We start from the raw sequence: 20,537 nt of genomic DNA, 5'->3' as shown, positions 1-20,537 counted from the left end.
TGGGAGCTTGTAAATGCACAAGCTCCCTTTTTCCAATCTATATAAAATTTTGATATAATACGATCAGCTTACATAATCGTGGAGGGGAAAAGCATGAAGAAAGAAAAGAGTTCACTTTGGGAATGGATCAAGGCAATTTTGATAGCTGTTGTATTAGCAGGTGTTATTAGACAGTTTTTCTTTGCGCCAATTCTCGTAGATGGAGTATCGATGGCGTCTACTTTACATGATCGCGATCGAATGATTGTTAATAAAATTGGTTATCACATAGGAGATCCGAAACGATTTGATATTATTGTATTCCGAGCAACGGAAGATAAAGATTATATTAAGCGTATTATCGGCCTGCCAGGCGATGAAATAGAGTATCGTAATGATAAACTATATGTTAACGGAAAGACTTATGAGGAGCCGTATTTAGACAAGCAGAAAAAACAAATTGCTGACGGACCGCTTACATATGATTTCACTCTTGAAGAAATGACAGGGAAGAAAACTGTTCCAGAAGGTCAATTATTTGTTTTAGGCGATAATCGTCGTTTTAGTAAAGATAGCCGTTCGATTGGTACAATTTCAATGGACCAAGTGATTGGAAAGGCAAATATACTATATTGGCCGTTAAAAGATGCTCGTATTGTGAAATAAAAGAAAAAGAAGGTGGCAACATGGTAATTCAATGGTTCCCGGGACATATGGCAAAGGCTAGACGCCAAGTAACAGAAAAATTAAAGTTAATTGATGTTGTAATTGAGCTTGTAGATGCTCGATTACCTTTATCTTCTCGAAATCCGATGATCGATGAGATTATTACACATAAACCGAGGCTTGTTGTTTTAAATAAAGCGGATATGGCAGATGATCGTTTAACAAAGCAATGGATCGCATATTTTAAAGAAAAAGGCCATATGGCAATTTCAATTAACGCACAGGCTGGACAAGGTATGAAGGAAATTGCGGCGGCTTGTAAAGTGTTAGTGAAAGAGAAATTTGATAAAATGGTTGCAAAAGGTATTAGACCGAGAGCGATTCGTGCATTAATTGTGGGGATACCGAATGTTGGTAAATCTACGTTGATTAATAAGTTAGCGAAGAAAAATATTGCTAAAACAGGAGATCGTCCTGGTGTGACAACAGCTCAGCAATGGATTAAAGTTGGGAAGGAAATGGAATTACTTGATACACCAGGTATACTATGGCCTAAATTTGAGGACCAATTAGTTGGATTACGTCTAGCTACGACTGGTGCAATTAAAGATTCTATTTTAAATCTACAAGACGTAGCTGTTTATGCGCTACGTTTTATGGAGAAACATTACCCAGAGCGATTAAAAGAGCGCTATAATTTAAATGACATTCCAGAAGATATCGTGGAGTTATTTGATGCGATTGGAAAAAACCGAGGCTGTTTAATGGGCGGCGGAATGATTGATTATGATAAAACATCTGAACTTGTACTTCGTGAGCTTCGTGGTGGCAAACTTGGAAAAATGACGTTTGAAACACCAGAAGAGTTTGCAGAGCAGACAGAAGATGCAGAAAAAGTAGAAGAAGTATAAGACGTGCGTTTGTACGTCTTTTCTTTTTTGTATATAAAGGGAGTGGCATGAATGCAAAAAGTGACGATTCAAGAGGCGGAACATTTACTGCAAGAGATTATAAGTGAAGAGGACGACCGCTTTCAGATATTAATGAAAGATGAACGTAAAGGGGTACAAAAGCTCATTTCGAAGTGGTATAAACAAAAAGAGTTAGCACAAAAGGAAAAAGAAAAATTTCTAGAAATGTCTAAATATGAAAATGCGTTACGTGAAAAAGGTCTCACATATATCGCGGGTATAGATGAAGTAGGTCGTGGACCGTTAGCTGGGCCTGTTGTGACGGCAGCTGTCGTTCTTCCGGAAGACTTTTATATTCCAGGGTTAAACGATTCGAAAAAGCTGAGTGAAGCGAAACGTGAGCGTTTTTATGATGAAATTAAAGCGCAAGCAATTGCAATTGGAGTTGGAATTGTATCACCGCAAGTTATTGATGAAATAAATATTTATCAAGCGACGAAACAAGCGATGTTAGATGCTGTTGCGAATTTATCTTGTACACCACAATATTTATTAATTGATGCGATGAAACTCCCTACACCAATTCCGCAAACATCTATTATTAAAGGTGATGCAAAAAGTATTTCTATTTCAGCTGCATCCATTATTGCGAAAGTAACGAGAGATCGTATGATGAAAGAGCTTGGAGAAAAGTATCCTGCATATGGATTTGAACAACATATGGGATATGGCACAAAACAACATTTAGAAGCGATTGAAGCGCATGGCATATTAGAAGAACATCGAAAATCGTTTGCGCCAATTAAAGATATGATTCAAAAATAAGCTGCGAAAACGCAGCTTATTTTGTATTTTGACATATAAACATTACTATTTCCCAAAAAGAATAAAGCGATTTCAGTTTTCTGACACTTTATTGTAGACAGCGTGCCAATCATCTTATACAATGGCAATGTAATGTTTTTTAAACATTAAAAAACTTTTCGAGTAAAACAGGAAAACAGGGGAGGATGGGACCATGAATATCCATGAGTACCAAGGTAAGGCAGTCCTTAGAAGCTATGGGGTTAGCGTTCCGAACGGGAAGGTTGCATTTACAGTAGAAGAAGCTGTAGAAGCGGCGAAAGAATTGGGAACGGATGTATGTGTAGTGAAAGCACAAATTCACGCTGGTGGACGCGGCAAAGCTGGCGGAGTAAAAGTTGCAAAAAATTTAGATGAAGTTCGTACATATGCAGAGAGCATTTTAGGAACTACACTTGTGACACATCAAACAGGTCCTGAAGGTAAGGAAGTAAAACGCTTACTTATCGAAGAAGGTTGCGATATTAAAAAAGAATATTATGTAGGTCTTGTTTTAGACCGTGCAACTTCTCAAGTTGTTTTAATGGCTTCTGAAGAAGGCGGAACAGAAATTGAAGAAGTAGCAGAAAAAACACCTGAAAAAATCTTTAAAGAATATATTGATCCAGCAGTAGGCTTACAAGGCTTCCAAGCACGCCGAATTGCATTTAACATCAATATTCCAAAAGAGCTTGTAGGACAAGCTGTGAAGTTTATGATGGGCTTATACCGTGCTTTTATCGAAAAAGATTGCTCTATCGCAGAGATTAACCCACTTGTTACAACAGGTGATGGTAAAGTTATGGCATTAGATGCGAAATTAAACTTTGACTCTAATGCTTTATATCGCCATAAAGACATTTTAGAACTTCGTGACCTTGATGAAGAAGATGCAAAAGAAATCGAAGCTTCTAAATATGACTTAAACTACATTCCTTTAGATGGAAATATCGGTTGTATGGTTAATGGTGCAGGTTTAGCGATGGCTACTATGGATATCATTAAACATTACCATGGCGATCCAGCTAACTTTTTAGATGTTGGTGGCGGTGCGACAGCTGAAAAGGTTACAGAAGCATTCAAAATTATCCTTTCTGACAAAAATGTAAAAGGTATCTTCGTTAACATTTTTGGTGGCATTATGAAGTGTGATGTTATTGCAGAAGGTGTTATTGAAGCAACGAAACAAGTAGGTCTTGAATTGCCTTTAGTTGTACGTCTTGAAGGTACAAACGTAGAGTTAGGTAAGAAAATTTTAAATGAGTCTGGCTTAAATATTGTTGCAGCAGAATCTATGGCAGACGGTGCGCAAAAAATTGTTTCACTAGTGGGCTAATAGAAAGCGGGGGAGAAAAATGAGCGTATTAGTTAATAAAGATACAAAAGTTATTGTTCAAGGTATTACAGGTTCTCAAGGGTTATTCCACACAAAGCAAATGATAGAATACGGTACGAAAATTGTCGGTGGTGTAACGCCAGGTAAAGGTGGCACTGATATTGAAGGTGTACCAGTATTTGATACTGTAGAAGATGCAGTGAAAGCAACAGGCGCAAACGCTTCAGTTGTATACGTTCCACCCGCTTTTGCGGCTGATGCAATTATGGAAGCAGTTGATGCAGAAATTGATTTAGTAGTATGTATTACTGAAGGAATTCCTGTATTAGATATGGTAAATGTAAAGAGATATATGGCTGGTAAACATACACGTTTACTTGGACCGAACTGCCCAGGTGTTATCACACCTGATGAATGTAAAATTGGTATTATGCCAGGGTACATTCATAAAAAAGGTCATGTAGGTATCGTATCTCGCTCTGGTACATTAACGTATGAGGCTGTACATCAGTTAACACAAGAAGGTATTGGTCAATCTACGGCTGTAGGTATCGGCGGAGACCCTGTTAACGGTACAGACTTTATTGATGCGTTAAAAGCATTTAATGAAGATGAAGAAACACATGCTGTAATTATGATTGGTGAAATCGGTGGTACAGCGGAAGAAGAGGCAGCTGAATGGGTGAAAGCTAATATGACAAAACCTGTTGTAGGCTTCATTGGCGGCCAAACAGCGCCTGCTGGCAAACGTATGGGTCATGCTGGTGCAATCATTTCTGGCGGTAAAGGAACTGCTGCAGAAAAGATTAAAACGATGGAAGCTTGTGGTATTAAAGTAGCGGAAACTCCAGCAGTTATGGGTGAAACGCTAATCTCTGTCTTAAAAGAAAAAGGTCTATTTGAGACTTGTAAAAACTACTAATCTGTTGAAAGACACCTTCTTGCTTGAAGGTGTCTTTTTACAAACTTCTTGTTAACATAATAAAAATTATGGGTAAGGAGAATTGGGATGAAAAGAGAACGATTATTACATCTTCATTACTTGTTAGCAGACCATTGGAAGGCGATAGAGAGGCTATTACATGTCGATCCAGAATTGAAGGAAATATACAATTTTAATGCAAAACAAATTGAATGTTACACTGGAATATCCTCGAAAAAATCTTCAGAATTAGTAAATTTTCTTCAAAGTTCAAATCTCCCACAATATATATCTTATTTAGAGAAAAATCGATTCTTTTATATGACAATATGGGATGAAGATTATCCAAAATTATTACGTGAAATACAAGATCCTCCCTTTGTATTATATGGAAAAGGAGAAAAAGATTTTCTCAATAAAGTGAATAAATTAGCGGTTGTTGGAACAAGAGAACCGACTTTATATGGATATGAAAGTTTGAAATTTATTTTACATCCATTATTAGAAAAAGAATGGCTTATTGTCAGTGGATTTGCAAGAGGGATAGATGCGATGTCTCATGAAATTACAGTAAGACGGCATTGCCCAACAATTGCGATACTAGGACATGGATTATCGTATATATATCCAAGAGAGAATCGATATTTATATGAAGTGTGGAATGAATATATATTGTTATTAACAGAGTATCCTCCGCACTATGCACCGAAAAAATGGTATTTTCCAAAAAGGAATCGAATTATTAGTGGCATAAGTAAAGGTGTTTTAGTTGTAGAAGCGAAATCAAGAAGTGGAACACTTATTACCGCAGACCTTGCTCTAGAGCAAAATAGAGAGGTATTTGCACTGCCTGGACCTATATTTATAGATAGTGCATCAGGAACAAATCATCTCATTCAACAAGGAGCGAAACTAGTAAGAAATGCAGAAGATATACTGGAAGAGATTTTAAATTAACCTTATATTTTTATGTTTTTATTAAACAATTATTGACAAATGGTAGATAGGCACTGTATGGTATATTCATTCTTGATTGACAAAAACAAGAGAAATCAATAAGATTAATGAAGACTTGAATCCACCTCTTAAGGAGGCACTAGCATGTCAGATTACCTCGTAATCGTGGAGTCGCCTTCTAAGGCGAAGACCATTGAGAAATATTTAGGGAAAAAATACAAAGTTGTCGCGTCTATGGGACACGTTCGCGATTTACCTAAAAGCCAAATGGGGATAGAAGTAAAGAACAACTTCACCCCGAAGTATATTACCATTCGTGGTAAAGGTCCCGTCTTAAAAGACTTAAAATCAGCAGCAAAAAAAGCAAAGAAAGTCTATCTCGCGGCCGATCCAGACCGCGAAGGGGAAGCTATTGCTTGGCATTTAGCCAATACGTTAAATGTGGACGTTGAATCAGATTGCCGAGTTGTGTTTAATGAGATTACAAAAGATGCAATAAAAGAATCATTCAAACATCCTCGCGCGATTAACATGAATTTAGTAGATGCACAACAAGCAAGACGTATACTAGATCGTCTTGTTGGTTACAATATTAGTCCTTTATTATGGAAGAAAGTAAAAAAAGGATTAAGTGCAGGACGCGTACAATCTGTAGCAGTTCGTTTAATTATCGAACGTGAAAGAGAAATACAAAGTTTCGAGCCTGAAGAATTCTGGACAATTAAGACAGAATTTGTGAAAGGGAAAGACACATTTGAAGCAAGCTTTTACGGTGTAGATGGTGAAAAAGTTCAATTAACGAATGAAACACAAGTGAATGAAATAATTGAACGGCTGAAAGATAATGCGTTCTCAGTTGAAAATGTAACGCGAAAAGAGCGAAAACGTAATCCAGCATTACCATTTACAACATCTTCCTTGCAACAAGAGGCGGCGCGTAAGTTAAACATGCGAGCAAAGAAAACGATGATGCTTGCGCAGCAATTGTATGAAGGAATTGATCTTGGAAAACAAGGAACTGTAGGTCTTATTACGTATATGAGAACTGATTCAACACGTATCTCAGAAACAGCTCAAACAGAGGCACGTACGTACATTACTGAGGCGTTTGGTACGGAATACATAGGAACAGAAAAGAAGAAAGAAACGAAGAAGTCGAACGCACAAGATGCGCATGAGGCAATTCGTCCTACTTCGGTAATGAGAAAGCCAGAGGAACTAAAGAGTTTCTTAAGTCGTGACCAACTTCGATTGTATAAATTGATTTGGGAGCGATTTGTTGCAAGTCAAATGGCGTCTGCTATAATGGATACTGTGACAGCGAGACTCATTAATAATAATGTTCAGTTCCGTTCAAGTGGATCGGTTGTAAAGTTCCCAGGATTTATGAAAGTGTATGTAGAGTCGAAAGATGATGGGGCTGAAGAAAAGGATAAGATGTTGCCACCTTTAGAAGTAGGGGAAACCGTATTTTCGAAGGATTTAGAACCGAAGCAACACTTTACACAACCTCCGCCGCGCTATACAGAGGCTCGTTTAGTAAGAACACTTGAAGAGCTTGGAATTGGAAGACCGTCGACTTACGTACCGACACTTGAAACGATTCAAAAACGTGGATATGTAGGTTTGGATAATAAACGCTTCGTTCCAACTGAACTAGGTGAAATAGTAATTGAACTTATTTTAGAGTTTTTCCCGGAAATTATTAACATTGAATTTACTGCTAACATGGAGCAAAGCCTCGATGAAGTAGAAGAAGGAAATGCGAATTGGGTAAAAATTGTTGATGATTTCTACGTAGGATTTGAACCGCGTTTAGAAAAAGCGGAAAAAGAAATGCGTGAAGTGGAAATTAAAGATGAACCAGCTGGGGAAGATTGTGAATTATGTAATCACCCAATGGTCTTTAAAATGGGTAAATACGGGAAATTTATGGCTTGCTCGAATTTCCCAGATTGTCGTAATACAAAACCGATTGTGAAAGAAATCGGTGTTACTTGTCCGAAATGTGATAAAGGTCAAATTATTGAACGTCGTAGTAATAAAAAGAAACGTCTTTTCTATGGGTGCGGTACGTATCCAGAGTGTGACTTTGTATCTTGGGATAAGCCGATTGGCCGTAAATGTCCGAAGTGTGAAGGTATGCTAGTAGAGAAGAAGTTGAAAAAGGGCGTACAAGTACAATGTATTTCGTGTGATTATGAAGAAGAACAACAAATGTGAGCGTAACTGCTCACATTTTTTTCGGGAAGAAAAGGAAAGGTGATAAATATATGACAACACAAGTAGTAAACGTCATTGGCGCAGGTCTTGCAGGAAGTGAAGCAGCTTACCAAATTGCAAAACGTGGTGTCCAAGTAAGATTATACGAAATGAGACCGGTAAGGCAAACGCCAGCTCATCACACAGATAAATTTGCAGAATTAGTATGTAGTAACTCGCTTCGCGCAAACACATTAACAAATGCTGTTGGTGTTATTAAAGAAGAAATGCGTTTAATGGATTCTGTTATTATTCGTGCAGCTGATGAGTGTTCTGTACCAGCAGGAGGGGCTTTAGCGGTAGATCGTCATGAATTTGCGGCAAAAGTAACGGAATATGTGAAAAATCATCCGAACGTAACTGTGGTGAATGAAGAAATCACTGAAATTCCAGAAGGTCCTACTGTTATCGCGACAGGTCCACTTACGTCGCCTGATCTTTCTGCGCAATTAAAAGAATTAACGGGTGAAGACTACTTTTATTTCTATGATGCAGCAGCACCGATTGTTGAGAAAGACAGCATTGATATGAATAAAGTGTATTTAAAATCTCGTTACGATAAAGGTGAAGCGGCATATTTAAACTGTCCAATGACGGAAGAGGAATTTGACCGTTTTTACGAGGCTTTAATCGCTGCTGAAACAGTACCTTTAAAAGAATTTGAAAAAGAAATTTTCTTTGAAGGTTGTATGCCGGTAGAAGTTATGGCAAGTAGAGGAAGACAAACACTAGTATTTGGACCGATGAAACCTGTTGGATTAGAAGATCCGAAAACAGGGAAAACGCCATATGCTGTTGTTCAGTTACGCCAAGATGATGCAGCGGGAACGTTATACAATATCGTAGGTTTCCAAACGCATTTAAAATGGGGACCGCAAAAAGAAGTGTTACAGTTGATTCCAGGACTGGAAAACGCAGAGATTGTACGTTATGGTGTAATGCATCGTAATACATTTATTAATTCACCTAACTTGCTTCGTCCAACATACCAATATAAACAACGTGATGATTTATTCTTCGCTGGTCAAATGACTGGAGTGGAGGGATATGTTGAATCAGCGGCTTCAGGATTGCTAGCAGGTATCAACGCTGCTCGACTTGTAAAAGGTGAAGAGCCGGTTGTATTACCACCAGTAACTGCGATGGGAAGTATGGCGAATTATATTACTGCGACAAATGCAAAAAACTTCCAACCGATGAATGCAAACTTCGGCCTGTTTGCACCGTTAGAGAAGAAAATTAAAAAGAAAGCAGAACGTAATGAAGCATATGCAACACGCGCTTTAGAAACGATTCGAAATTTTGTAAATATTTAGTTAAATTTCTTGCAAAGGCTACTAAGTTGTGATACGATTTAGTAGCCTTTATTGAGGTGAATTGTGTGAATGTGAAGAAATTGTTACAATTATTCGTTGGATATTTACAAATTGAAAGAAATTATTCAAAATATACAATTGCAAGTTATCAAAATGATTTAGAACATTTTGTGCAATTTATGGAGCGAGAAGGCATATCCTCTTTTTTAGATATTACATACGCGGATGTTCGTTTGTACTTAACGACGTTGCACGATGAAAAGTTAGCCCGTAAATCTGTCGCAAGAAAAGTATCAAGCTTACGAAGTTTATATCGTTTTTTGATGCGTGAAGGTTATCGGAAGGATAATCCGTTTGCACTTGCGTCACTCCCCAAAAAAGAATTGTCAATCCCAAAGTTTTTATATGCTGAAGAATTAGAGGAATTATTTGAAGTTTCTGATACGGAAACCCCGTTAGGTCAAAGGAATCAAGCTTTATTAGAGTTGATGTATGCGACCGGGATCCGTGTGAGTGAATGTGTCAATTTACAACTTACCGATATTGACTTTGCGGTGGGAACAATTTTAGTAATGGGAAAAGGAAAAAAACAAAGGTATATTCCGTTCGGGAGCTATGCACAAGATGCTTTAATTACTTATATAGAGAACGGGAGAAAACAGTTAGCCAAGAAAACTGAAGAACAATCTCATATGGTATTTTTAAATGCGAAAGGCACGCCGCTGACAAGTCGAGGGGTACGCTATGTATTAAATGAACTCATTAAGAAAGCTTCACTGACAATGCGTATAAGTCCTCATATGTTAAGGCATACATTTGCTACACATATGTTAGATGAAGGGGCAGATTTACGTACTGTACAGGAGCTACTCGGTCATGAAAATTTGTCTACGACACAAATTTATACGCATGTCTCTAAAGAAAGATTGCGTTCTGTCTACATGAAGCATCACCCACGGGCATAAATTGCTTTTAAAGCTATAAAAACATATAAAGGAGTTTTTTCTATGGGAAATTTCCACGCTACAACGATATTTGCAGTTCATCATAATGGAGAATGTGCAATGGCTGGAGATGGCCAGGTGACAATGGGAAATGCTGTTGTAATGAAACATACAGCTCGTAAGGTTCGTAAACTTTTTCAAGGGAAAGTTTTAGCTGGTTTTGCAGGTTCAGTTGCTGATGCATTTACTCTTTTTGAAATGTTTGAAGGGAAATTAGAAGAGTATAATGGAAACTTGCAGCGTGCTGCTGTTGAGATGGCGAAGCAATGGCGCGGTGACAAAATGTTACGTCAGCTAGAAGCGATGCTCATTGTCATGGATAAAACAACGATGCTCCTTGTTTCAGGTACGGGAGAAGTGATTGAACCGGATGATGGTATTTTAGCAATTGGATCTGGCGGAAATTATGCGCTTTCAGCAGGTCGTGCTTTAAAACAATATGCAAGTGAACATTTAACAGCGAAGCAAATTGCGAAAGCGAGTTTAGACATTGCAGGCGATATTTGTGTGTATACAAACCACAATATAATTGTGGAAGAATTGTAGAATCGTAAGGGAGGCATTTTATATGCATTTACATTTTACTCCGCGTCAAATTGTGGAAAAATTAGATCAATACATTATCGGTCAAAAGGATGCGAAGAAAGCGGTTGCTGTAGCTTTAAGAAATCGATACCGCCGAAGTAAATTAGCTGAAAATCTACGTGATGAAATTGCACCTAAAAATATTTTAATGATTGGACCGACAGGTGTTGGTAAAACAGAGGTAGCACGACGAATGGCGAAACTCGTTGGAGCACCTTTTATTAAGGTTGAAGCTACGAAATTTACAGAAGTTGGATATGTAGGTAGAGATGTAGAATCGATGGTACGTGACCTTGTGGAAACGTCAGTTCGCATTGTGAAAGAAGAAATGGTAGTAAAAGTACAAGACAAAGCAGAAGAACAAGCGAACCAACGTCTTGTTGAAATTTTAGTGCCGAGTCCGGAGAAGCAATCTGGATTTAAAAACCCATTAGAAATGCTATTTGGTGGCGCTCAAAATTCGAATCAAACAACAGATTCACAGGAAGATGTTGAAATCGAAAAGAAACGTCAAGATGTGGAAAGAAAGCTTGCTGCAGGACTTCTTGAAGATGAAATTGTATCGATTGAAGTGACTGAACAACAGTCTTCCATGTTCGATATGCTGCAAGGAACTGGCATGGAACAAATGGGGATGAATTTTCAAGATGCATTAGGAAGTTTTATGCCGAAAAAAACAAAAAAACGTAAACTTTCTGTAAAAGAAGCAAGAAAAGTCTTGACAAATGAGGAAGCACAGCGCTTAATTGATATGGATGAAGTTACACAAGAGGCTGTTTATCGTGCTGAACAGCTCGGGATTATTTTTATCGATGAAATTGACAAAATTGCTGGTAAGCAGTCGAATAGTGTAGATGTATCACGTGAAGGTGTGCAACGTGACATTTTACCAATTGTAGAAGGATCAAATGTTGCGACAAAATACGGATCAGTAAAAACGGATTATATTTTATTCGTTGCAGCTGGAGCGTTTCATATGTCTAAACCGTCAGATTTGATTCCGGAATTACAAGGGAGATTTCCGATTCGAGTAGAATTAACAAAATTATCGACGGATGATTTTGTTAAAATATTAATCGAGCCTGACAATGCGTTAATTAAACAATATATTGCTTTATTAGCGACTGAAGGTATAGAAATTGAATTTTCAGACGAAGCTATTCGTAAGATTGCTGAGATTGCTTATCAAGTTAATCAGGATACAGATAATATTGGAGCAAGAAGACTTCATACGATTATGGAGAAGCTCCTTGAAGATTTATCGTTTGAAGCATCTGAAATTACGTTAGAGAAAATAACGATAACGCCTCAATACGTTGAGGAAAAATTAGCAACGATTGCTAAAAATAAAGATGTGAGCCAGTTTATTTTGTAATAGTGTCATCAGGTGACTCGCCCTAGTTTCCAAGTGATGAAAAAATATGTGAGTAACATGTAGGAGGAACTTTTGAAATGGAATTATTAGCAAAAACAAGAAAATTAAATGCGTTATTACAGAGCGCAGCAGGAAAGCCTGTAAACTTTAGAGAAATGTCTGACACAATGTGTGAAGTAATCGAAGCGAACGTATTCGTAGTAAGCCGTCGTGGTAAATTACTAGGTTATGCAATTCACCAACAAATCGAGAATGAGCGTATGAAACAAATGCTTGCAGAGCGTCAATTCCCAGAAGAGTATACACAAAGCTTATTCAACATTACAGAAACATCTTCAAACTTAGATGTAAACAGTGCTTACACAGCATTCCCAGTAGAAAATAAAGAATTATTTGGTCAAGGCTTAACTACAATCGTACCGATCGTTGGTGGCGGTGAGCGTCTAGGTACATTAGTTTTAGCTCGTCTTGGTCAAGAGTTCTTAGATGATGATTTAATTCTTGCTGAGTACAGCTCAACTGTTGTAGGTATGGAAATTTTACGTGAAAAAGCAGAAGAAATTGAAGAAGAAGCACGTAGCAAAGCTGTTGTTCAAATGGCGATCAGCTCATTATCTTACAGTGAGTTAGAAGCAATCGAGCACATCTTCGAAGAATTAAACGGAACAGAAGGTTTACTTGTTGCAAGTAAAATTGCTGACCGCGTAGGAATCACTCGTTCGGTAATCGTAAATGCACTTCGTAAATTAGAAAGTGCTGGTGTAATTGAGTCGCGTTCTTTAGGTATGAAAGGAACATACATTAAAGTATTAAACGACAAATTCTTACATGAACTTGCTAAATTAAAAACAAACTAATTTATAAAACTCTTCTCATTTTTTGAGGAGAGTTTTTTTGTATAACAGATTGATGTTGTTCGTACATAGCGTCATAATCGCATTTTTTTGAAAAGCCATGAATTGCATTTCAATTTTTGCTTAAAAGAAATGCAGGTTGGTAATACTAGAATTTAAGTATGAACAAAGAAAGTTTTACATTGTTCGCATTTTCGACTTGATTGTAATATTTCAGTATGATATAGTAAGCAGTGGTGTCAGTACAAAGTACACACGTTTACTGATTTAAGTGTTGGTGCTACGTTTGTAGTTTCGCTTAGAGATGAAGTAAACGGAGGATATCAAAAACCATTTAGGAGGAACTATATTATGTCAGTAATTTCTATGAAGCAATTGCTTGAAGCTGGTGTTCATTTTGGACATCAAACTCGTCGTTGGAACCCAAAAATGAAGCGTTACATTTTCACAGAGCGTAACGGTATCTACATCATCGACTTACAAAAAACTGTGAAAAAAGTTGAGGAAGCTTTCAAAGTTATGCGTGACATCGCTGCTGAAGGCGGAGACATCTTATTCGTAGGTACTAAAAAACAAGCACAAGAAGCTATTAAAGAAGAAGCAACTCGTGCTGGTATGTACTTCGTTAACCAACGTTGGTTAGGTGGAACTTTAACTAACTTCCAAACAATCCAAAAGCGTATCAAGCGTCTTAAAGACATCGAAAGAATGCAAGAAGATGGTACTTTCGAAGTACTACCTAAGAAAGAAGTTGTTCAACTTAAAAAAGAGTTAGAGCGTCTTGAGAAATTCTTAGGCGGTATTAAAGATATGAAAGGTCTTCCAAGTGCATTATTCGTAGTAGACCCTCGTAAAGAGCGTATTGCAGTTGCTGAAGCACGCAAATTACACATTCCAATCATCGGTATCGTTGATACAAACTGTGATCCAGACGAAATCGATCACGTTATCCCAGCGAACGATGATGCAATTCGTGCTGTAAAACTTCTTACATCTAAAATGGCAGACGCGATCCTTGAAGCAAAACAAGGTGAAGAAACTGTTACTGCGTAACAAAGTTGGAAAGGTGATAAGGGGTTCGGCCTTTTATCACCTTTTTTAAGGTATAAACACCTTTATAAAAGGTATAAATACATATTTTAGGAGGATGAAAAGTATGGCAATCACTGCACAAATGGTAAAAGAATTACGTGAAAAAACTGGCGCAGGTATGATGGACTGCAAAAAAGCTTTAACAGAAACAAACGGCGACATGGAGAAGGCAATTGACTTCTTACGTGAAAAAGGTATCGCGAAAGCTGCTAAAAAAGCAGACCGCATCGCTGCTGAAGGTTTAACTTTCATCGAAACAAACGGTAACGACGGTTTAATCTTAGAATTAAACTCTGAAACTGATTTCGTTGCGAAAAACGAAGGTTTCCAAACATTAATTAAAGAATTAGCTGCTCACTTATTAGCTAAGAAGCCTGCTAACGTTGAAGAAGCTATGGCTCAAACAATGGAAAACGGTAAAAAAGTTGAAGAGCACATCAACGAAGCAATCGCTAAAATTGGTGAAAAGCTTACACTTCGTCGTTTCGAAATCGTATCAAAAACTGATGCAGATGCATTCGGTGCTTACCTACACATGGGTGGACGCATTGGTGTTCTAACAGTTCTTGAAGGTTCTACTGATGAAGCGGCTGCTAAAGACGTAGCAATGCACATCGCTGCAGTTAACCCAAAATACATCGATCGTGATGCTGTAACAGCTGAAGAAGTTGAGCATGAGCGTCAAGTATTAACACAACAAGCATTAAACGAAGGCAAGCCTGAAAAAATCGTTGCTAAAATGGTTGAAGGCCGTCTAGGCAAATTCTTCGAAGAGATTTGCTTACTTGACCAAGCATTCGTTAAAAACCCTGATATGAAAGTTCGTCAATTCGTTGAGTCTAAAGGCGCAACATTAAAAGGATTCGTTCGCTACGCTGTTGGTGAAGGTATCGAAAAACGCGAAGACAACTTTGCTGAAGAAGTAATGAACCAAGTAAAAGGTAGTAACTAATACAGATTAGGGAACACATTGTGTTCCCTTTTTTAAAATAAAGATGTAAGCAATTGGAGGTTCATTATGAGTAAACCGAAATATAATCGTGTCGTTTTAAAGCTGAGTGGAGAAGCTTTAGCTGGCGAGCAAGGATTTGGAATCAACCCAGCTGTTATTAAGTCAGTTGCGGAACAAGTGAAAGAAATTGCAGAACTAGATGTAGAGGTTGCTGTTGTTGTTGGCGGCGGTAACATTTGGCGTGGAAAAATTGGAAGTGAGATGGGCATGGATCGTGCAGGAGCGGATTACATGGGCATGTTAGCGACAGTTATGAATTCATTAGCTCTTCAAGATAGCTTGGAGAACATCGGAATTCAAACTCGCGTACAAACTTCAATTGAAATGCGTCAAGTGGCAGAGCCTTACATTCGTCGTAAAGCAGTTCGTCACTTAGAGAAAAAACGTGTTGTTATCTTTGCAGCAGGTACTGGTAACCCATACTTCTCTACAGATACAACGGCAGCGTTACGTGCAGCGGAAATTGAAGCTGACGTAATTTTAATGGCGAAAAACAATGTGGATGGCGTATATAATGCAGATCCATCTATTGACCCAACAGCTACGAAATACGAAACACTTACTTACTTAGATGTATTAAAAGAAGGTTTAGGTGTAATGGATTCTACAGCTTCTTCTCTATGTATGGATAATGATATTCCATTAATTGTATTCTCAGTTATGGAAAAAGGGAATATTAAACGTGCCGTGTTAGGCGAAAATATCGGAACAGTTGTAAGGGGGAAATAAATATGGGACAACAAGTATTGAAGTCTGCAAATGAAAAAATGGAAAAAGCGGTTGCTGCTTATTCACGCGAATTAGCAACAGTTCGCGCTGGTCGTGCAAACGCGTCTGTATTAGATAAAGTACAAGTTGATTACTATGGTGCACCAACACCAGTTGTGCAATTAGCGAACATTACAGTTCCAGAAGCACGTTTACTTGTAATTCAACCGTATGATAAAACTTCTATCGGTGATATCGAAAAAGCAATTTTAAAAGCAGATTTAGGCTTAAACCCTTCTAATGATGGAACTGTAATTCGTATTGCATTCCCTGCATTAACAGAAGAGCGTCGTCGTGATCTTGTAAAAGTTGTGAAAAAATATGCTGAAGAAGCAAAAGTTGCTGTTCGTAACGTACGTCGTGACGGTAACGATGATCTTAAGAAGCTTGAAAAAGCTGGCGAGATTACAGAAGACGATTTAAGAGGATATACTGAAGATATCCAAAAAGAAACAGATAAATATATTGCAAAAGTTGACGAAATCGCAAAAAACAAAGAAAAAGAAATCATGGAAGTGTAATAGCGATACTTTCGCAAATATGACCCTCTTCTTAAGGGGGTCTTTTTACACTTTTAGGCATACGTCTGCTTGTTGGAGGGTATGAATGATGTTTAAAAACTTTCCTTTTTTTAAAGGTAAAAAGGACACATCGTTTGATCATCTCGTTGAAGAAGTGAAAAAAGGATACATCCCAGAACATATTGCCATCATTATGGATGGTAATGGAAGGTGGGCAAAGAGGAGAGCGATGCCTCGTATTGCGGGACATCATGAAGGCATGCAAGTTGTAAAGAAAATCACAAAATTTGCAAGCAAACTTAATGTGAAAGTATTAACTCTTTATGCTTTTTCAACTGAGAACTGGAAAAGACCAAAAAAGGAAGTTGATTATTTAATGAGGCTTCCAGAAGAATTTTTAGGTACATTTTTACCAGAATTGATTGAAGAGAACGTACAAGTCCGTGTAATAGGGCAACAAGATCGTCTTCCTACGCATACACGCAGAGCGATGGAGAAGGCCATGGAAGAGACGAAAGAGAATACGGGATTAATTCTGAATTTCGCGTTAAACTATGGAAGTCGAGATGAAATCGTTTCTGCTGTGCAACATATGATGAAAGATCGTGAGGAAGGAAAAGTTCGTGTTGAAGATGTAAGCGAAGAAATGCTTTCTTCCTACTTAATGACGAGTTCTTTACCTGACCCAGAATTGTTAATCCGTACGAGCGGAGAGCTACGTATTAGTAATTTCATGTTATGGCAAATTGCATATTCGGAATTTTGGTTTACAGATGTGTATTGGCCAGATTTTACCGAGGAACATTTGCTAAATGCGATTACAGACTTTCAACATAGAGGGCGCAGATTCGGAGGCGTGTAGAAAGAGAGGGTTTGGTAGTGAAACAGAGAATTATTACTGGAGTGGTTGCTGCCGCGCTATTCATTCCCATCGTAATTTACGGTGGCGTGCCTTTTACGGTTTTAGTGTATGCACTTGCTTCTATAGGTTTATATGAATTAATTCGTATGAATAAGCTTACGCTTATTTCAGTACCAACAGTTTTAGCTGCAGTATTATTATGGATTATTTTAATTCCAAGTAGTGCATCAGAACTGTTTACTTGGATTGGATTAGGTAAATTAGAAATCACATTTGTGATTGTTTTATTACTTTTATCATATACAGTCCTTTCTAAGAATACATTTACTTTTGATAATGCTTCATTTTTACTAATGGCAACAACATATGTTGCAATGGGATTCTTATATCTGAATGAAACGAGGATATTAGGAATTAAATATGTGTTTTGCGCATTATTTGTTATATGGGCTACTGATTCAGGTGCATATTTCGTAGGAAAAGCATTAGGAAAAAGAAAATTATGGCCAGAAATTAGTCCAAATAAAACGATTGAAGGTTCATTAGGCGGCATCGTTTGTGGAATTGTTGTGGCACTTGTTTACAATATGTTCTTCCCAGTTCAGGCTAATGTAGGGATTTTAATTGTGTTGACAATTATCATTTCTATTTTTGGACAAATTGGTGATTTAGTACAATCTGCATTTAAACGTCATTATGGCGTAAAGGATTCAGGTACAATTTTACCTGGACATGGTGGTATATTAGATCGAACAGATAGTTGGTTATTCGTTTTACCAATTCTCTACTTCTTATTACAATACAATTAATAAATGAACGAGGGGTTGGAGTCATGAAAAACATTAGTTTATTAGGTGCAAGCGGATCAATTGGTACACAAACTTTAGATGTATTACGCTCGCACCCAGACCAATTCCGTCTCGTTGCTTTTTCTGTAGGGAAAAATATTGACTATGCAGTAAAGGTCATTCAAGAATTTTCTCCGCAAATTGTCTCTGTGCAAAGAGAGGAAGATGTTTTAAAATTACAAGCTGTCTCTGGTAATACAAAAATTGTATATGGTAGTGAAGGACTTTTAGAAGTAGCATTACATCCAGATGCAGAGATAGTAGTAAATGCTGTTGTAGGTAGCGTAGGGTTGTTACCAACACTTCGTGCAATTGAGGCGAAAAAAACAATTGGAATTGCAAACAAAGAAACGTTAGTAACTGCAGGGCATCTTGTAATGGAAGTAGCGCGAAAACATAATGTTTCGTTACTTCCAGTAGACAGCGAACATTCAGCTATTTTTCAATGCTTGAATGGTGAAAATGAAAAAAGAATTTCTCGACTAATTATAACGGCTTCTGGTGGAAGTTTCCGTGATAAAACGAGAGATGAATTGCATCATGTGACCGTAGAAGATGCGCTTCGACATCCAAACTGGTCAATGGGTTCGAAAATTACAATTGATTCTGCTACAATGATGAATAAGGGGCTAGAAGTAATTGAAGCACATTGGCTTTTTGGTATCCCTTATGAGCAAATCGATGTTGTTTTACATAAAGAAAGTATTATTCATTCTATGGTTGAATTTGAAGATCGTAGTGTGATGGCACAGCTTGGCTCACCTGATATGCGAGTGCCAATTCAATACGCACTTACATATCCTGATCGATTACCTCTTTCAGACACAAAGCAGTTAAACTTATGGGAAATAGGAACGTTGCATTTTGAGAAGATGAACCAAGAACGTTTCCGTTGCCTACGTTTTGCGTATGAAGCTGGAAAAGCAGGTGGAAGTATGCCAGCTGTAATGAATGCAGCGAATGAAGTAGCTGTTGAAGCTTTTTTACAAAAGAGAATTGGTTTCTTAACAGTGGAAGACCTCATTGAAAAAGCAATGAACCATCACAATGTCATTGCACGTCCAAGCTTAGAGGAAATTCTGGAAATTGATGCAGCCACAAGACGGTTTGTGATGGAACAAATTTAGCAAAGGTGGTATGGAATTGAATACAGCGATTGCCTTTATATTAATTTTCGGTGCACTCGTATTTTTCCATGAGCTAGGGCATCTATATTTCGCAAAACGAGCAGGTATTTTATGCCGTGAGTTTGCGATTGGTTTTGGTCCGAAAATATTCTCATTTGAAAAGAATGAAACGGTGTATACGATTCGATTACTGCCCCTTGGCGGCTATGTAAGAATGGCTGGCGAGGATGCAGATACAGTTGAGTTAAAGCCTGGGAAAAAAGTTGGCCTTGTATTAAACGAAAAAGACGAAGTTGCAAAATTAGTTTTTGATGGATATGAAAAGTATCCCAATGTTCGCGTTATTGAAGTCGAACAATCTGATTTAGAGCATAATTTAACAATTTCGGGTTATGAAGAGTACGAGGAAGAGCTTCAAACATTCCGAGTGAATGAGAAGGCTCGTATTATTACTGCCGGTGAAGAAATTCAAATTGCTCCGTATAATAGACAGTTTGGCTCTAAGAAATTAGGTCAACGTGCTTTAACGATCTTTGCGGGTCCTGCAATGAACTTCATTTTAGCATTTGTTATTTTTGTGATTCTTGGATTTGTACAAGGTGTTCCTGTTGACAAACCAATGGTCGGAAAAGTGATGGAGAATAGCGCAGCAGAGCAAGCTGGGTTAAAAGAAAATGATACAATTCAAGCTATTGATGGGAAAAACACAAGTACATGGAAAGATGTTGTTACCATTGTACGTGAAAACCCGAATAAAGAACTTACGTTACAAGTAAAGCGTGATAGTGAACAGTTTAATGTGAAAGTAACGCCAACGCTTGATAAAGAAGGTAAAGAAGAAGTTGGTAGAATCGGTGTCTACTCTCCTGTAGAGAAAACAGTGATGGGGTCTATTAAATCAGGTTTTGAACAAACATACCAATGGACGAAACTAATTTTTGAGTCTCTTGTGAAATTAGTAACGGGCCAATTCTCTATTAATGAGTTGTCAGGTCCAGTAGGAATTTATAATCTAACAGATCAAGTAGTAGATTATGGATTTACGCGTGTATTAAGTTTAGCAGCAGTTTTAAGTATTAACCTTGGTTTATTTAATTTACTACCAGTTCCCGCTTTAGACGGTGGACGTTTGTTCTTCTTCTTAATTGAGGCATTGCGCGGGAAACCAATTGATCGCCAAAAAGAAGGAATGGTTCACTTTATTGGTTTTGCATTATTAATGTTACTTATGTTAGTTGTAACTTGGAATGACATTCGTAAGTTTTTCTTGTAAAATAAAGTGAAACTTATAATGAAA

General features: G+C 37.7%; 20 protein-coding genes. All 20 read left to right on the top strand.

The window, feature by feature from the left end:
- Window positions 1–93: 93 nt before the first annotated feature.
- The 20 genes from lepB to rseP all read left to right on the top strand — a co-directional run bounded on the left by lepB (window position 94) and on the right by rseP (window position 20,513).
- Complete coding sequence (gene lepB, locus ACTFSI_RS01210; RefSeq protein ID WP_000711860.1) at window positions 94–645, top strand: signal peptidase I; 552 nt, start codon at window positions 94–96, stop codon at window positions 643–645.
- Between the two features lie 20 nt (window positions 646–665).
- Window positions 666–1,556 carry a ribosome biogenesis GTPase YlqF gene (gene ylqF, locus ACTFSI_RS01205; RefSeq protein ID WP_000236700.1) on the top strand — a complete coding sequence of 297 codons (891 nt, stop codon included), beginning with the start codon at window positions 666–668 and terminating at the stop codon, window positions 1,554–1,556.
- A 51-nt stretch (window positions 1,557–1,607) separates the two neighbouring features.
- Window positions 1,608–2,381 carry a ribonuclease HII gene (gene rnhB, locus ACTFSI_RS01200; RefSeq protein WP_001174718.1) on the top strand — a complete coding sequence of 258 codons (774 nt, stop codon included), beginning with the start codon at window positions 1,608–1,610 and terminating at the stop codon, window positions 2,379–2,381.
- Window positions 2,382–2,574: 193 nt separating this feature from the next.
- Window positions 2,575–3,735, top strand: coding sequence for an ADP-forming succinate--CoA ligase subunit beta (gene sucC, locus ACTFSI_RS01195; RefSeq protein ID WP_001020785.1), 1,161 nt, complete (start codon window positions 2,575–2,577; stop codon window positions 3,733–3,735).
- A gap of 19 nt (window positions 3,736–3,754) precedes the next feature.
- On the top strand, window positions 3,755–4,657 hold the full coding sequence (gene sucD, locus ACTFSI_RS01190; protein ID WP_000115178.1) for a succinate--CoA ligase subunit alpha: 903 nt from the start codon (window positions 3,755–3,757) through the stop codon (window positions 4,655–4,657).
- Window positions 4,658–4,744: 87 nt separating this feature from the next.
- On the top strand, window positions 4,745–5,614 hold the full coding sequence (gene dprA / locus ACTFSI_RS01185) for a DNA-processing protein DprA (RefSeq protein WP_061131599.1): 870 nt from the start codon (window positions 4,745–4,747) through the stop codon (window positions 5,612–5,614).
- 144 nt (window positions 5,615–5,758) lie between these two features.
- The gene (gene topA, locus ACTFSI_RS01180) at window positions 5,759–7,837 is read left to right on the top strand and encodes a type I DNA topoisomerase (RefSeq protein WP_001286973.1); all 2,079 of its coding nucleotides are present in this window, start codon (window positions 5,759–5,761) and stop codon (window positions 7,835–7,837) included.
- A 50-nt stretch (window positions 7,838–7,887) separates the two neighbouring features.
- Window positions 7,888–9,192 carry an FADH(2)-oxidizing methylenetetrahydrofolate--tRNA-(uracil(54)-C(5))-methyltransferase TrmFO gene (gene trmFO / locus ACTFSI_RS01175; RefSeq protein ID WP_002028254.1) on the top strand — a complete coding sequence of 435 codons (1,305 nt, stop codon included), beginning with the start codon at window positions 7,888–7,890 and terminating at the stop codon, window positions 9,190–9,192.
- A gap of 65 nt (window positions 9,193–9,257) precedes the next feature.
- The gene (xerC, locus tag ACTFSI_RS01170; RefSeq protein WP_001101228.1) at window positions 9,258–10,157 is read left to right on the top strand and encodes a tyrosine recombinase XerC; all 900 of its coding nucleotides are present in this window, start codon (window positions 9,258–9,260) and stop codon (window positions 10,155–10,157) included.
- Between the two features lie 42 nt (window positions 10,158–10,199).
- A complete protein-coding gene (gene hslV, locus ACTFSI_RS01165) occupies window positions 10,200–10,742 on the top strand; it encodes an ATP-dependent protease proteolytic subunit HslV (RefSeq protein WP_000526271.1) in 543 nt (180 codons plus the stop codon).
- A 22-nt stretch (window positions 10,743–10,764) separates the two neighbouring features.
- The gene (hslU, locus tag ACTFSI_RS01160) at window positions 10,765–12,156 is read left to right on the top strand and encodes an ATP-dependent protease ATPase subunit HslU (RefSeq protein ID WP_000550081.1); all 1,392 of its coding nucleotides are present in this window, start codon (window positions 10,765–10,767) and stop codon (window positions 12,154–12,156) included.
- Window positions 12,157–12,233: 77 nt separating this feature from the next.
- Entirely contained in the window at window positions 12,234–13,013 is a 780-nt protein-coding gene (gene codY / locus ACTFSI_RS01155) for a GTP-sensing pleiotropic transcriptional regulator CodY (protein ID WP_000421288.1), read from the top strand.
- 348 nt (window positions 13,014–13,361) lie between these two features.
- The gene (rpsB, locus tag ACTFSI_RS01150) at window positions 13,362–14,063 is read left to right on the top strand and encodes a 30S ribosomal protein S2 (protein ID WP_000111483.1); all 702 of its coding nucleotides are present in this window, start codon (window positions 13,362–13,364) and stop codon (window positions 14,061–14,063) included.
- A gap of 103 nt (window positions 14,064–14,166) precedes the next feature.
- Entirely contained in the window at window positions 14,167–15,054 is an 888-nt protein-coding gene (tsf, locus tag ACTFSI_RS01145) for a translation elongation factor Ts (RefSeq protein WP_001018580.1), read from the top strand.
- A gap of 66 nt (window positions 15,055–15,120) precedes the next feature.
- Entirely contained in the window at window positions 15,121–15,843 is a 723-nt protein-coding gene (gene pyrH / locus ACTFSI_RS01140; protein ID WP_000042663.1) for a UMP kinase, read from the top strand.
- A 2-nt stretch (window positions 15,844–15,845) separates the two neighbouring features.
- The gene (frr, locus tag ACTFSI_RS01135) at window positions 15,846–16,403 is read left to right on the top strand and encodes a ribosome recycling factor (RefSeq protein ID WP_000531500.1); all 558 of its coding nucleotides are present in this window, start codon (window positions 15,846–15,848) and stop codon (window positions 16,401–16,403) included.
- A gap of 85 nt (window positions 16,404–16,488) precedes the next feature.
- Window positions 16,489–17,265: an isoprenyl transferase gene (gene uppS, locus ACTFSI_RS01130; protein WP_440045211.1), complete on the top strand. Its 777-nt coding sequence runs from the start codon at window positions 16,489–16,491 to the stop codon at window positions 17,263–17,265.
- Window positions 17,266–17,282: 17 nt separating this feature from the next.
- Entirely contained in the window at window positions 17,283–18,074 is a 792-nt protein-coding gene (gene cdsA, locus ACTFSI_RS01125; protein WP_044791580.1) for a phosphatidate cytidylyltransferase, read from the top strand.
- Window positions 18,075–18,097: 23 nt separating this feature from the next.
- Window positions 18,098–19,240, top strand: a complete 1,143-nt coding sequence (dxr, locus tag ACTFSI_RS01120; protein WP_440045210.1) for a 1-deoxy-D-xylulose-5-phosphate reductoisomerase — start codon at window positions 18,098–18,100, stop codon at window positions 19,238–19,240.
- A 16-nt stretch (window positions 19,241–19,256) separates the two neighbouring features.
- Complete coding sequence (gene rseP / locus ACTFSI_RS01115) at window positions 19,257–20,513, top strand: RIP metalloprotease RseP (protein ID WP_001090239.1); 1,257 nt, start codon at window positions 19,257–19,259, stop codon at window positions 20,511–20,513.
- Window positions 20,514–20,537: the final 24 nt, after the last annotated feature.

This window comes from Bacillus cereus group sp. MYBK101-2 (assembly GCF_051918845.1).
Classification (GTDB): Bacteria; Bacillota; Bacilli; order Bacillales; family Bacillaceae_G; genus Bacillus_A; species Bacillus_A paranthracis.
This window is presented reverse-complemented; position numbering and strand designations above follow the sequence as displayed.

What these genes read in the sequence shown, in the direction of transcription:
- lepB (WP_000711860.1), top strand. Translation starts at nt 94, where the DNA reads ATGAAGAAAGAAAAGAGTTCACTTTGGGAATGGATCAAGGCAATTTTG.
- ylqF (WP_000236700.1), top strand. Translation starts at nt 666, where the DNA reads ATGGTAATTCAATGGTTCCCGGGACATATGGCAAAGGCTAGACGCCAA.
- rnhB (WP_001174718.1), top strand. Translation starts at nt 1,608, where the DNA reads ATGCAAAAAGTGACGATTCAAGAGGCGGAACATTTACTGCAAGAGATT.
- sucC (WP_001020785.1), top strand. Translation starts at nt 2,575, where the DNA reads ATGAATATCCATGAGTACCAAGGTAAGGCAGTCCTTAGAAGCTATGGG.
- sucD (WP_000115178.1), top strand. Translation starts at nt 3,755, where the DNA reads ATGAGCGTATTAGTTAATAAAGATACAAAAGTTATTGTTCAAGGTATT.
- dprA (WP_061131599.1), top strand. Translation starts at nt 4,745, where the DNA reads ATGAAAAGAGAACGATTATTACATCTTCATTACTTGTTAGCAGACCAT.
- topA (WP_001286973.1), top strand. Translation starts at nt 5,759, where the DNA reads ATGTCAGATTACCTCGTAATCGTGGAGTCGCCTTCTAAGGCGAAGACC.
- trmFO (WP_002028254.1), top strand. Translation starts at nt 7,888, where the DNA reads ATGACAACACAAGTAGTAAACGTCATTGGCGCAGGTCTTGCAGGAAGT.
- hslV (WP_000526271.1), top strand. Translation starts at nt 10,200, where the DNA reads ATGGGAAATTTCCACGCTACAACGATATTTGCAGTTCATCATAATGGA.
- hslU (WP_000550081.1), top strand. Translation starts at nt 10,765, where the DNA reads ATGCATTTACATTTTACTCCGCGTCAAATTGTGGAAAAATTAGATCAA.
- codY (WP_000421288.1), top strand. Translation starts at nt 12,234, where the DNA reads ATGGAATTATTAGCAAAAACAAGAAAATTAAATGCGTTATTACAGAGC.
- rpsB (WP_000111483.1), top strand. Translation starts at nt 13,362, where the DNA reads ATGTCAGTAATTTCTATGAAGCAATTGCTTGAAGCTGGTGTTCATTTT.
- tsf (WP_001018580.1), top strand. Translation starts at nt 14,167, where the DNA reads ATGGCAATCACTGCACAAATGGTAAAAGAATTACGTGAAAAAACTGGC.
- pyrH (WP_000042663.1), top strand. Translation starts at nt 15,121, where the DNA reads ATGAGTAAACCGAAATATAATCGTGTCGTTTTAAAGCTGAGTGGAGAA.
- frr (WP_000531500.1), top strand. Translation starts at nt 15,846, where the DNA reads ATGGGACAACAAGTATTGAAGTCTGCAAATGAAAAAATGGAAAAAGCG.
- uppS (WP_440045211.1), top strand. Translation starts at nt 16,489, where the DNA reads ATGATGTTTAAAAACTTTCCTTTTTTTAAAGGTAAAAAGGACACATCG.
- dxr (WP_440045210.1), top strand. Translation starts at nt 18,098, where the DNA reads ATGAAAAACATTAGTTTATTAGGTGCAAGCGGATCAATTGGTACACAA.